Origin of the sequence: Carnobacterium mobile DSM 4848 (assembly GCF_000744825.1) — a bacterium.
GTDB lineage: Bacteria > Bacillota > Bacilli > Lactobacillales > Carnobacteriaceae > Carnobacterium_A > Carnobacterium_A mobile.
Genome location: NZ_JQMR01000001.1, coordinates 841,927 through 853,867 on the forward strand (window position 1 = coordinate 841,927; position 11,941 = coordinate 853,867).

13 protein-coding genes are annotated in these 11,941 nt (G+C 36.6%); 2 read left to right on the top strand and 11 right to left on the bottom strand.

All coding sequences use genetic code 11. The features are described 5' to 3' along the window. Position 1: 1 nt before the first annotated feature. The 8 genes from murD to BR87_RS03840 form a co-directional block, all read right to left on the bottom strand. Complete coding sequence (gene murD, locus BR87_RS03805) at positions 2-1,381, bottom strand: UDP-N-acetylmuramoyl-L-alanine--D-glutamate ligase (protein WP_035028879.1); 1,380 nt, start codon at positions 1,379-1,381, stop codon at positions 2-4. A gap of 89 nt (positions 1,382-1,470) precedes the next feature. Then, the gene (mraY, locus tag BR87_RS03810) at positions 1,471-2,436 is read right to left on the bottom strand and encodes a phospho-N-acetylmuramoyl-pentapeptide-transferase (RefSeq protein WP_035028881.1); all 966 of its coding nucleotides are present in this window, start codon (positions 2,434-2,436) and stop codon (positions 1,471-1,473) included. Positions 2,437-2,448: 12 nt separating this feature from the next. Then, the gene (locus BR87_RS03815; protein WP_035028885.1) at positions 2,449-3,927 is read right to left on the bottom strand and encodes a UDP-N-acetylmuramoyl-L-alanyl-D-glutamate--2,6-diaminopimelate ligase; all 1,479 of its coding nucleotides are present in this window, start codon (positions 3,925-3,927) and stop codon (positions 2,449-2,451) included. Between the two features lie 14 nt (positions 3,928-3,941). Further along, entirely contained in the window at positions 3,942-6,119 is a 2,178-nt protein-coding gene (locus BR87_RS03820) for a penicillin-binding protein (protein WP_035028887.1), read from the bottom strand. Next, on the bottom strand, positions 6,116-6,496 hold the full coding sequence (ftsL, locus tag BR87_RS03825; protein WP_035028890.1) for a cell division protein FtsL: 381 nt from the start codon (positions 6,494-6,496) through the stop codon (positions 6,116-6,118). Before ftsL ends, BR87_RS03820 begins: the two co-directional genes overlap by 4 nt. A gap of 37 nt (positions 6,497-6,533) precedes the next feature. Beyond that, on the bottom strand, positions 6,534-7,484 hold the full coding sequence (rsmH, locus tag BR87_RS03830) for a 16S rRNA (cytosine(1402)-N(4))-methyltransferase RsmH (protein ID WP_035028893.1): 951 nt from the start codon (positions 7,482-7,484) through the stop codon (positions 6,534-6,536). A gap of 42 nt (positions 7,485-7,526) precedes the next feature. Continuing rightward, positions 7,527-7,958, bottom strand: coding sequence for a division/cell wall cluster transcriptional repressor MraZ (gene mraZ / locus BR87_RS03835; protein WP_035028896.1), 432 nt, complete (start codon positions 7,956-7,958; stop codon positions 7,527-7,529). Between the two features lie 229 nt (positions 7,959-8,187). After that, complete coding sequence (locus BR87_RS03840) at positions 8,188-8,568, bottom strand: DUF3397 domain-containing protein (protein ID WP_244877025.1); 381 nt, start codon at positions 8,566-8,568, stop codon at positions 8,188-8,190. Positions 8,569-9,030: 462 nt separating this feature from the next. On the opposite strand from BR87_RS03840, the gene BR87_RS13465 reads away from it, so the two are divergent. Together BR87_RS13465 and BR87_RS03845 are read left to right on the top strand one after the other, a co-directional pair. Continuing rightward, complete coding sequence (locus BR87_RS13465) at positions 9,031-9,156, top strand: hypothetical protein (protein ID WP_280511569.1); 126 nt, start codon at positions 9,031-9,033, stop codon at positions 9,154-9,156. 44 nt (positions 9,157-9,200) lie between these two features. After that, on the top strand, positions 9,201-9,383 hold the full coding sequence (locus BR87_RS03845) for a hypothetical protein (protein ID WP_035028901.1): 183 nt from the start codon (positions 9,201-9,203) through the stop codon (positions 9,381-9,383). Between the two features lie 134 nt (positions 9,384-9,517). Here the strand turns inward: BR87_RS03845 and BR87_RS03850 are convergent, their stop codons facing one another. From BR87_RS03850 to BR87_RS03860, 3 genes are all read right to left on the bottom strand, one after another. Beyond that, the gene (locus BR87_RS03850) at positions 9,518-10,570 is read right to left on the bottom strand and encodes a hypothetical protein (protein ID WP_035028904.1); all 1,053 of its coding nucleotides are present in this window, start codon (positions 10,568-10,570) and stop codon (positions 9,518-9,520) included. 442 nt (positions 10,571-11,012) lie between these two features. Next, positions 11,013-11,192 carry a 50S ribosomal protein L32 gene (gene rpmF, locus BR87_RS03855; RefSeq protein ID WP_035028906.1) on the bottom strand — a complete coding sequence of 60 codons (180 nt, stop codon included), beginning with the start codon at positions 11,190-11,192 and terminating at the stop codon, positions 11,013-11,015. Between the two features lie 66 nt (positions 11,193-11,258). Continuing rightward, on the bottom strand, positions 11,259-11,825 hold the full coding sequence (locus tag BR87_RS03860; RefSeq protein ID WP_035028909.1) for a YceD family protein: 567 nt from the start codon (positions 11,823-11,825) through the stop codon (positions 11,259-11,261). Positions 11,826-11,941 lie beyond the last annotated feature (116 nt).

Here is an 11,941-nt window from a genome sequence, read left to right on the forward strand (position 1 = left end):
CCTACTCCTCCTCTTCTTCTTTAGCAATTAACTGACTAATCGATTGAATAAAGGCATCGCCCCGAACTTCAAAACTTCGGTATTGATCCCAGCTTGCACAAGCAGGCGATAACAGAATCACTTCTCCTGGCTCGCTTATTTCAAAAGCGACCGGAACAGCTGCTTCTACGTTTTGCACGAATTCGATTTGTTGGACACCCGCTTTTTTTCCTGTTTCTGCCAATTTTGCAGCTGTTTCGCCAAACAAAACTAACGCTTTAACTCTTTTTAATTCGGGTATCAACTCATCAAAATCGTTTCCGCGATCTAAACCGCCCGCTAGCAGAATAACCGGAACATCAAAACCCTTTAAAGCGTTCTTTGTTGCTAAATTATTTGTTGCTTTTGAATCATTATAGAAACGTCTTTGCTGGTATTCTCTCACAAATTGAGTCCGATGTTTTACTCCAGAAAATTGTTGCAGGCATTCACGTATGGCTCCATTTTCTTGGTTGAGCAATTTAGCGACTGCTATAGCAGCCATTGCATTTTCAACATTGTGATCTCCTGGAACTAAAATAGAGGCTGTGTTCATCACAGGCTCATCTCGGTAAAAAATCACTTCATTTTCTAAATACACCCCATTGTTTACGCGTTCAAGTCGAGAAAACGGAATAATTTGAGCTTGACTACTTTTAGCCAATTCTCTCAGTTCTGGTTGATCCCAATTAACAACTAGGTAGTCAGCAGCAGTTTGGTTTTCAGTGATTCGCATTTTGGCTGCGACATATTCTTCTCTTGTTCCATGGTAATCCAAATGAGCAGAATAAATATTCGTAATAACTGCAATATGAGGTTTCATTTCTGTGATTCCCATCAATTGAAAACTAGAAAGCTCCATTATGGTTTCATCGTCAACTGTTGCCTGTTGCGCTACTAGACTGGCTGGAGTCCCAATATTGCCTGCTACATAGGCATGGCCATTTTCCCGGTTCATATTCAACAACTCAGCTATCATGGTAGTTGTCGTCGTTTTCCCATTAGTTCCCGTTACACCAATCAGCATGCTCTCAGCAACTTCATAAGCTAGTTCTACTTCTGTAATAACAGGTATTTGTTTTTCCAACGCACGAACAATGATAGGATTATTATACATAATTCCCGGATTCTTAACGATCCATTCAAAATCCTCATCTAATAGTTCAACAGGATGTCCGCCAGTTACTACACGAATGCCGGATTCTAATAATTCTTGAGCCTCCGGATTTTCATCAAAGCTTTTGTAATCATTCACTGTTACTAAAGCACCTAATGAATGAAGCAATTTGGCAGCATTAACACCGCTTAAAGCCAAACCTAAAACTAAAACTTTTGTATTTTCATAACGTTTAATTTTCTTCATTGCTAAACCTCTTTCTAACTGGACTATTTTCAAACTAAGAAAAGCGGCAATAACTAGCTAATTAGCCATTTCCTCTTACCTATTTTTATCTAAAGAATTATCCATAAACATAAACTAGCTGTAATCAAACCGATAAACCAAAACGTTCCTACTACCCGCCATTCACTCCAACCACTCATTTCGAAATGATGGTGAATAGGACTCATTTTGAAAACCCGTTTTCCAGTTAGTTTAAAGGATGTCACTTGAATCATGACACTTGCTGTTTCGATTACGAAGATAAGCCCAATCAACAGCAAAGACCATTCTTGCTTCAATAAAATAGAGGTAGCAGCTAACCCGCCACCTAAAGCTAATGAGCCAACATCCCCCATAAAGATTTTTGCTGGTTTTTTATTAAAAAAGAAGAACCCAACCAATCCGCCGCTGACGGTTAAACAAAAAATCAATACATCTGTTTGGCCTTGTTGCCAAGCAATAATAGCGTAAGCACTATAGGCAATTGTCGCTGTCCCAGCCACTAGTCCATCCAAGCCATCCGTTAAGTTAACGGCATTAGAAAAACCAACCAGCCAAAACAGTAGAAAGATTCCATACAACCAGCCAAAGTGAACATTTCCAAAGAAAGGAAGAGCTAAGTCAGTTGAAAATCCGTTCATTAGATACACAATAAAAAATAGAACGCCGCCAACTAGTTGTCCAATTAATTTTTGTTTAGACGTTAAACCTAAATTACGTTTTTTAAAAATCTTAATAAAATCATCTAAAAAACCGAGTATTCCATAAAGCAATGTGATAAACAGCAATAAACCTAAACTGACAGTGAAACTTTGTTGCCATATCCCTGTCCAAATGCTAGAGATAGCTGTTGCAATGAGAAAAACGACTCCTCCCATCGTAGGCGTACCTGATTTAACCTCATGCCATTTTGGTCCTTCATCTCTTGTTGTTTGTCCTAATTGTTTTGTTCTAAAGTAGCCAATGACAATTGGCATTGCCATGATAGTCAAAGCAAAACTACTGACCCATGGCAATAACATTTCTGTCCAATGCATGTTTAATCGCTCCTAAAATTCTTTGTTTTTTAATTTAACCGCTTGTCTGGCTTCTTCTACATCATCAAAATGATGCTTTTCTGTTCCTATGATTTGATAATCTTCATGTCCTTTACCCGCAATGATAATAATATCTTTGCTGGTTGCCTGTTCAACAGCAGTCTGAATGGCAACTCTGCGATCCGGTATCATTTGATATGTACCTTCTTCCAAGTCAACTACCATTTCATTTAGAATAGCCTGCGGATCTTCAGTACGCGGATTATCCGATGTAAAGATAGCATGATCTGCATGCGTATAAGCTACGTCAGCCATAATGGGGCGTTTAGTCCGATCACGGTCTCCGCCGCAACCTACTACACAGTAAACCTCTCCCTCTTTTATTTCATTCACAGCGTTCAAAACATTTAACAGGCCATCAGGAGTATGAGCATAATCCACAATGATAGCAAAGTCTTGTTCTCCCTGCACTACTTCAAATCTTCCTCTGACCCCTTCGATTTTTGCTATAGAAGTGAGGATACTTGGCAATGCCAATCCTGAAGCATAAGCAGCGGCAATAGCTGCTAAAGAATTTGAAACATTAAACTTCCCAATCATTTTCATTTGGACTGGATATTCTTCTTCTTTAAAAACCAATGTAAAACTAGTGCCTTTATTGGTTATTTTTAAATCAGACGCTCTAAAATCTGCTGGTTGATCAATACCATAAGAATAAACCTGAGCCGCTGTCTTATTTTGATAACTTCTGCCAACTGGGTCATCAAAATTTAAAACGGCATATTTAGGTTCTTCAGCTTGATAACCATTGCCTAATTGTGAAAACAATAATTCTTTAGCGTGTGCATATTCTTCCATTGTATGATGATATTCTAAATGATCTTGGCTTAAGTTGGTGAAAACAGCGATATCGAAATCTGTTCCCCAAACACGTCCCTGTACTAATGCATGTGAGGATACTTCCATTGAACAAGTAGTGACTCCGGCTTTTTTCATTTCTCTTAATGTTTTTTGTAATGTAAGACTATCTGGAGTCGTATTTTTTGTTTCATGTATTTTGTCGCCTATACGACGGTACATGGTTCCAATGACTCCTGTCGTTTCTTGATGATCTCGAAAAATTTGGTCTAATAAGTGAGTAACCGTTGTTTTTCCATTTGTTCCTGTAACTCCTATTACACGCAGTTCTTGACTTGGCTGTTGATAAAAATGACTTGCCAATACAGCCATCGCTTTTTCCGTATTTGAAACATAGACTACAGGTATAGCTACTTCGATTTTTTCACTTGCAATAACCAGTACTGCTCCCTTTTCAACGGCTTCTCCCGCTAGGTCATGTCCATTACGAATAGCACCTGCTATACAGATAAAGGCAGAGTCTGGTTCTATTTCTCGTGTATCTTGTGTCACTTTACTAATTGTCAATTCTTGTGGAATCGGCAATGAAGTACTTTTTACAATAAGTGGTGCGATTAATTCAGTTGCTTTCATGTTTTCCACCTTTTCTATTCTTGAGGAGAGGCTAATGTCACATCAATTTTTTCTTCACTTTGCATATTAGCTTGTGGGGCCAAACTCTGATCAACGACATAACCTTCTCCATTAAATGTAAATTCAATCCCTGTAATTTCAGCTACTTTCAATGCATCGTTTTTTGACCATCCTGTCATATCAGGCATCGTCATTGCCCCATTTGTCATTAACATAATCCGCTGATTTTTAATAGTCATTTTATCAGGAAGCGGTAATTGTTGTACTATTGTATCACCATTTCCAATAACGGTCACATCTAACTTAGTCTCTTCTAATTGTTTTAACGCTTCTTCTTTAGATACACCTGTTACTTTTGGCATTTCTACTTGGTTTGTATCCTCTGATTCAGATTCATCAGTTAAATGTTGATATTCAAGCGCCCGTTTCATAACCGGATTAAAAATAGCTTGCACTACATCGCCACCCACCAAGGAAGGATCAGTTATAGTTGGCTGCTGTACGGTCACGTATAAAACAACTTTTGGATCATCAGCCGGTGCCATTCCTACTACAGAGAAGATATAATTATTTCCTCCGCTATAGTATTTTTTACTTTCAGGATTGACAATTTGCGCAGTCCCCGTTTTTGCAGCAATCTCATAACCATCAATCTGGTAGCCTTGACCAGTACCATTTTTGCTATAAACGACTTCTTTTAAATAATTCAATGCTTGGTCGGCCGTTTCCTTAGAAATAGGTTCATTGACCACTTCTGGTTTGATAACTGTCTCATCTCCAGTTGTCGGATCGACGATTTTGCTGATGTATTGCGGCTTCATCATTTTGCCTTCATTCGCGATAGCAGAGTAAGCCTGCATCATTTGAAAAACGGTAACTGTTACTCCTTGTCCAAAGGAAGTGTTCGCTTTTTCCAAAGGCCATTTATATGGATTAGATCCTTCTTGTTCATTTGGAAGACCTGAATTAGTTGTTTTCCCGATTCCAAATTCATCCATATACTTCTTCCAATCATCTTCTCCCATTTTTTCCATTAGGTTAACGAATCCTACGTTACTCGAACGCTCGAGACCTTCTAAAAAGCTGATTTGTCCCCATCCATTTACATTATGGTCGGTTACTATCCCGCCTTCTACTTTTTTTGAGCCCGACATATAGGTTTCGTTTGGGTTAAATACGCCCTCATTGATGGCAGCAGCCAGCGTTAAAACTTTCATGGTTGAACCTGGCTCAAAAGTATTTTCAACTAACAAGTTTTGCCATAAGTCGCCAATTCCATCTTTTGTAGTTCCATTAAAAGACGGTCGTTGTGAAGCAGCAATAATTGCCCCAGTTTCCGGATTCATTAAAGTTGCAGTCATCTCTACCGGCTTGTATTTTTCATTTACTTCAGTCATAACACTTTCCAAATACACTTGCATTCTTTTATCAAGCGTCAGATAAATATCTTTTCCATCTACCGGTTCTGTAGTTTCAACAGAAGAATTAGGCAAAACATAACCAAAACTATCTTTTTGGTATTTCATTGATCCATCTGTACCCGTTAACACATCATTATAAGCTTGTTCCACACCCATTAATCCTTTTAAATCAGTACGGGATGTCGTTTCTTTAGTTTCTCCATCTTTATCCGTTGGCAGTTCCGCATATCCTACTAGATGTGAAGCAAAAATACCATTTGGATAAAGACGAGTAGGCGTTTCTTCAAAGATAATACCCGGTAATTTTTCTTCTTCAATAGCTGTTTTTATATCGTAAGATAATTTTTTCCCAGCCGAACCAAACTCTACTTGTGCTAGATCTTTTTGATTCAGCCTTTTTAAGATGTCCGCCTCGCTCATGGCAATATGCTTTGCTAAAGCAGCAGCTGTTTTTTGTTTATCTACCACATATTGAGGATCTTTAGGGTTATTTGACCATTTATCTGTTAAAACTGCGATTAATGAATAAGAAGTAGCATCCACAGCAATCGGATTTCCGCCTACATCATAAATGGCTCCTCTGTTTGCTTCTAGTACGCTACTTCTTGTATAAAGGTTATTAACATTTTGAGACAAGTTTTCCCCGTTAATTTCTCCTCTTACCATGATATAAGTAAAACGTCCTACAAATACCAAAAATAAAAACAAGGTACCAAAAAAAAGCAAGATTGCTATTTTTTTTCTGTTTTTTAAAGGGTTTTTATTTGTCATTTAGTAACATTCCTTACATTTGCTTCATTCATTTTTAACCCTTGGCTATTCGCAATTTTATAAACACGATCATAACGAGATAATTCTTGAACTTCCTGTTCCAAATTGTCATTTATAGTAGTAATCGTTGCAATAGAAGAGTTCGTGTCTTGTAATGCACGGTTTGTGCTGGCAATACTTATTTCCAGCGAGATACTTATTGCAATTAACGCAAATACAATAGACAACAATGCACCACAAAGTAGTTTTTCAACTTTAGTTATTCCAGACTTTCTGGGAAGAGGGGTATGTATAGGTGTTTCTTTCGGCACAGCAACTGGCGATTGTAGCGGCAGTTCCACTTCTAGATTTCTAGCTAAGTTGTTATTCAACGGCATTTAGATAACTTCCTTTCTAACCTTACTCTACAAGTTTTTATTTTCTTTGTTTTTCTGCGACTCTCAGCTTCGCACTTCGAGCACGATTATTGATGTCTAATTCTTCTTCATTAGGTACAATGGGTTTTCGCGTGATCAGTTTCAATTCGGGTAAATAGTCATCAGGGATAACCGGCAATCCTGGCGGCAATTCTGGACCTTGTGCATGTTCTCGAAAAATCGACTTTACAATACGATCTTCCAATGAATGGAAAGTTATAGCACTTATTCTTCCCCCGACTTTCAATAAACTGATAGCAGCTTCTAAAGAATCTTCTACAGCAGACAGTTCGTCGTTCACAGCAATCCGAACAGCTTGAAACACACGTTTTGCCGGATGTCCGCCTTTTCTCCTAGCTGGAGCAGGAATACCCTCTTTAATGATATCAACTAATTCATTCGTCGTTTCAATTGTCTTTAATTCGCGAGCAGCTTCTATTTTACGGGCAATACTTTTTGAAAATTTTTCTTCTCCATAACGATAAAAAATTCGAACTAAATCTTGATACGACCAAGAATTGATTACCTCTTTAGCCGTTAAAGGTGCATCCGTATCCATACGCATGTCAAGCGGAGCATCTTGATGATAACTAAAACCCCGTTCCGCTTCATCCAGCTGTGGTGAGGACACTCCTAAGTCATACAAAATACCATCTACCTCAAAAATACCTTGTTCATTTAGCTCTTCTTTAATAAAGCGAAAATTTGATTTGATAAATGTTACCATTCCCTTTTCCACGTAAGCAGCTAAACGTACTTTAGCATTTTCAATTGCTCTTTCGTCTTGATCAAATGCATAAAGATGTCCTTTTTCATTTAATTGTGAAAGTAAGTATTCGCTATGCCCTGCCCCTCCTAATGTACAATCAACATAGATGCCATCTGGAAGGATAGACAGATTATCGACTGTTTCATGAAGCAAGACTGTTTTGTGATTAAATTCCGCCATTCTCATCCCACCTTTATTCAAATTCCGTGTGTTACTTTTTAATTAAAAACCAAAATCAATCATATTTTCAGCTATTTCATCAAATGACTCTTCTGCTTCTGATGAAAATTCATTCCATTTCGATTCGCTCCATATTTCAATTCGATCTGATACTCCAACAATGTGACACGTTTTTTCTAATTTTGCATGTTCTCTCAATGTTTGCGGGATATTGATTCTTCCCTGCTTATCTAGTTCGCATTCTGTTGCTGCTGAATAAAAGAATCTAGTAAAAGCACGTGCTTCTTTTTTCGCCAGAGGAAGTTTTTTCAACTTTTCTTCGAGTATAGCCCATTCTTCTTCGGGGTATCCGAATAAGCAGCCATCTAAGCCACGGGTCAAGATAAACTTCGCACCTAAGTCGCTGCGAAATTTAGCCGGCATAATTAGACGACCTTTTGCATCAATATTGTGCTTGTATTCGCCCATCAGCATAGCTATACTCCTCCCCACTTTTAGTAGACATTTTCAGTCTACCACAATGCCCCACTTTCCACCACAATTAATCGAAAGATTCCACAAAAAAATAAATTATTAAATACATGCTGAATACCAGTACGTTTTATGCCTATTAAAAGAAGAAAGCAGAGTGGGGACTGCTCCCAAAAAAAGACACAAAAAAATAGCAAGATGTCAGAGAAACTGTCATCTTGCTGCTAAAAAATTAAGCTATAACCAAACTAAAAATATTCGCACTTACTAAAAAATAATAGGTCAGTATAGAAGATAAAAAAATAAATCTCCAATATGTTTTAAAAAAACGCTTGTAAATAATTTCGCCTTTTTTATAAGCCAGAATCACTAAGATGATCATGCCTAAACTAAAAATAAAAATCAAAAAATAAGGAAAGATTGAGAAGTTAAATGTCTGTTTGCTCAAGATTTGAATCCCAAGCATTAAATAAGGTACCATTAAATCTGGTAATTTGATTTCTAATTGTTGTTTTCTAAAGTGCCGATTGATGCTTTTGTTAAATAACAACAAGATTACAATTGGCAATAAATAAAGAACACTAGTAGCAAAGGTAAAAGTAGACGCAGCCAAGACAGCCCTTCCTTTCCACATGCAGCTCTGCATGAATGATATTTTTATCATAAGTAACATTTTAATATATTTTCTCACTTTTTTCAGTTAATTCCTTATTTAATTTAACTTAATTTTAACGTTTTGTATACCATTAAGTCGATGAAAACAGTAAAAAAAGTAAGGGGGAGAATAGAAAAGGCTATTTTCTTTTTTCTTCGACAACCTAACAATTTCAATTAATGGCTTAAGAAGACCAGTCATTAAAAAAAATAATTTTTTTTAGTTCCGGCTTGTATTTTTTCAGAAGAGTTTTATTATGTTAACTAGTGGCACCGCTATTACAAAAAATTGGTATAAGAGGCAACTTAAACCAGTTTCCAAACTAATTCCAGTTGTTTCTCATCCAGAAAATGAGTAACAGAGTTTATGGGTTAATGTGAAGTAATTAACAAATCTTAAAGAATAGGTAGGTATTTAGTTATGGACATCAATTTTACAGAAAAAGACCGTCAAGATATTGAAGAAACAGCTCAACATTTATCGCTGACCAAAGAAGAATATCTTTTAAATCTTCATCAAAAAACAGCGTTACTAAAACGTCCTTAAAAGATTGGGAAAAATTTAGAGACTTCATTGATGACTATCATCATATGTTGGATAATTTATACGAGTATAATTACAAAATACAAGACTTAATAGAAGCAAACCATGACACAAAAGTAATTGATGCTATTCTCCATTTTCTAGATACTACCGTTAAAAACCCTATGATTCTGACACAGATTTACAATATTTATAAAGAACAAAATGAAGAGCCGCCTTCCGATTTTTAAAAAGAAAGTAAAAAGAGCCCCCTGCTTCGAGAGAGGCTCTTCCTTAATTTCATCATCCCTTATATAAGATAACAAATAGTTTTTCTATATTTTTACTTATATCGAACTTTAACCATGCATTGCATTCAATTGATTTACATTTTTTCTTCATTACGTTTTCTCACAAAATTCGATCCCCATAATCCAGCTAGAGAAGTTACGATCATGCCTAATAGCAAAGCAACAAATCCCCAAATAGAAGCTTTTGCTGTAGCATTTGACGCTTCTTCTGCTTTTACTCTAGCTTCTTCAATGGTTTGATCGATTTTCTGCTGCGCTTCTTCGATACTTTGAGAAGCTTGGTTTAATTTTGTTTCTGCTTCTTTAGAAGCAGACTGTGCAGCATTATAGATATTATCCGTTGCCTTTTTAGCTTCTTCTTCGTTTAAATCCGTATTCGACTCTACAGCATTAGCGATAGCATCTTTGTCAACAGAATCTGTAATTTTTTGTGATCTATTTTTTAAAGATTCTGTTGTAGAAGAAATAATTTCATCTGAATTTTCAGGATTCACTGCTAACTCTTTTCCTGCTTGAACAATTTCCTCTGTTGCTGCACTCAACTGATCATTGAGGTAATCTGGTTGTAATTCTGGGATATCTGTATCTTTCAATACATCATTAACTTGGCTTTCCATTTCGTTAGTATCAACTTCGCCTACATTATCAACGATTTTGTCAAAACTACTTGAAACGACATCACTTGCGCTGGAAGCAACAGTAGCTACTCCCTTTCCAGTTACTGAGAATACACTACCTAAAGCTGAGCCTACAGCTGAAAATACACCGGCAGTCAAATATGAAAGCATGATCAATAATACCAATACACTTGTTGCCCAAGTTAGAAAACCATGGACTACTCCGACGCGACGTGAAGTTACTCCTGCTATAAATCCAGCAGCTATCAAGGAAAGTAAAAATGCGATGATCGTCCAAATGATTAAGCCTGTTCCAACCCCGTCTAATGGGTTATTAGATGTAGGCTCGACTGTTCCAAAACCAATAGCTGATCCAATTAAAGAAAGCGTAAACAAACTAGCTGAAAATGTCACAACTCCTGCAAAAACAGCAGACCAAGAGATATTAAAACCGGCTTCTTCACCCTCCACTAGATACCTTCTGAAGCCCTTAGATCTGTTTTCTTTCATTTTCCTTCAGCTCCTCTGTCTTAAAATTTACGAAACTATTTATCGCCTAATTTAAGCATAAAGCCTTTCATCTTTAATTTCAAACTTCCTGTTTTTGATTAAATTTCTCAAAAAAAAAAGGATTCCAACTATTTAAATAGTTGGAATCCTTTTAGCTAGTTAATAATTTTATCTTTGATTTTAAAAAAGCGGGCAAGCCCGCCTTGACCCCATAAAATAGGAGACTTCCAGCTTTAGCTAGTTACGTCGAATAGTATAAAACTCACATAGCGAGACTTTAGGTCCTACTTTATTTATCTGATTTACGAGGAGGCAAGGTTTGAAAGCTAGACATTGAATGCAGAAAAACTATAATACCCTACTCGATATAAAAAAACTTCTTTGAGCCATGGTCTCAAAGAAGTTTTAGATTATTATCTCAGGATGAAGTAAATCAGCTGCTTTAAGCTTCTTTGCTAACTACTTCTTTACCGTCATAATGTCCACATGCTGCACAAACGTGATGGCTTTTTTTCAATTCGCCACAGTTTGGACATGCGTTCATACCAGGTACTTCTAATTTAAAATGCGTACGACGTCTGTTTTTCTTGCTTTTTGATGTTCTTCTTTTTGGTACTGCCATTCTCTACACCTCCTTAAAGATTCCTTCTATTTCTAATTTGTTTACTTAGAAAAGAAGCTATGTTTTCTAATCTTGCTCCTCATCATTTGATTCGTCTTTAAACAAATCTTTCAAACCAGCAAAACGAGGATCGACCTTGTTTGATTCTTGTGCTGTTTTTTCTGAAAGATAATCTTCTTCAGATACCACAACCCAGTCATTTCCACTCGGCATCTTATGTTCTTTTTCTTCTTCTTCAGTAAATACTTGCATTGGAAGATTCAACAAGATAGCATCTTCAATTGCTTCAGATAAATCAATCAGATCTTTATCTAGATAAATCACTGTTCCATCTTCTTCTTCAATTGTATAATCTGCTACATGTTTTGGAACATAAATCTCATCTACCACTAGTGATAGAGGTACTGATACTGGTTCTAATGATCTTGCAGAAGGTAGTGTCACATCTAATGAAACAACCATATGAAGCAAGATGTCAAATTCTTGAACACTCAGCTTTCCTTCCAAATGAATGGTGGAAACGTCTAATATTTCTTTTTCTCTCTTCATCAATGATTCTTTTAAATCCACTGTTTCAGAAAAAATAAGCGGTTCAAAGCGGTACTTTTGCAATTCGTCTAATGACCATTTCATTTTACATCACTCCTAAAGCAACAAAGGTAATTATACTAGTCTCTTGTACCTTTGTCAACGTATTTTACCTTACACCTAAAAACCTAAACATCTAGTTTTCATTAGCGTTTTCACAA

Coding starts and splice junctions, on each gene's coding strand:
- murD (WP_035028879.1), bottom strand. CDS start 1,381: ATGAAGAAAATTAAACGTTATGAAAATACAAAAGTTTTAGTTTTAGGT.
- mraY (WP_035028881.1), bottom strand. CDS start 2,436: ATGCATTGGACAGAAATGTTATTGCCATGGGTCAGTAGTTTTGCTTTG.
- BR87_RS03815 (WP_035028885.1), bottom strand. CDS start 3,927: ATGAAAGCAACTGAATTAATCGCACCACTTATTGTAAAAAGTACTTCA.
- BR87_RS03820 (WP_035028887.1), bottom strand. CDS start 6,119: ATGACAAATAAAAACCCTTTAAAAAACAGAAAAAAAATAGCAATCTTG.
- ftsL (WP_035028890.1), bottom strand. CDS start 6,496: ATGCCGTTGAATAACAACTTAGCTAGAAATCTAGAAGTGGAACTGCCG.
- rsmH (WP_035028893.1), bottom strand. CDS start 7,484: ATGGCGGAATTTAATCACAAAACAGTCTTGCTTCATGAAACAGTCGAT.
- mraZ (WP_035028896.1), bottom strand. CDS start 7,958: ATGCTGATGGGCGAATACAAGCACAATATTGATGCAAAAGGTCGTCTA.
- BR87_RS13465 (WP_280511569.1), top strand. CDS start 9,031: ATGGACATCAATTTTACAGAAAAAGACCGTCAAGATATTGAAGAAACA.
- BR87_RS03845 (WP_035028901.1), top strand. CDS start 9,201: ATGTTGGATAATTTATACGAGTATAATTACAAAATACAAGACTTAATA.
- BR87_RS03850 (WP_035028904.1), bottom strand. CDS start 10,570: ATGAAAGAAAACAGATCTAAGGGCTTCAGAAGGTATCTAGTGGAGGGT.
- rpmF (WP_035028906.1), bottom strand. CDS start 11,192: ATGGCAGTACCAAAAAGAAGAACATCAAAAAGCAAGAAAAACAGACGT.
- BR87_RS03860 (WP_035028909.1), bottom strand. CDS start 11,825: ATGAAATGGTCATTAGACGAATTGCAAAAGTACCGCTTTGAACCGCTT.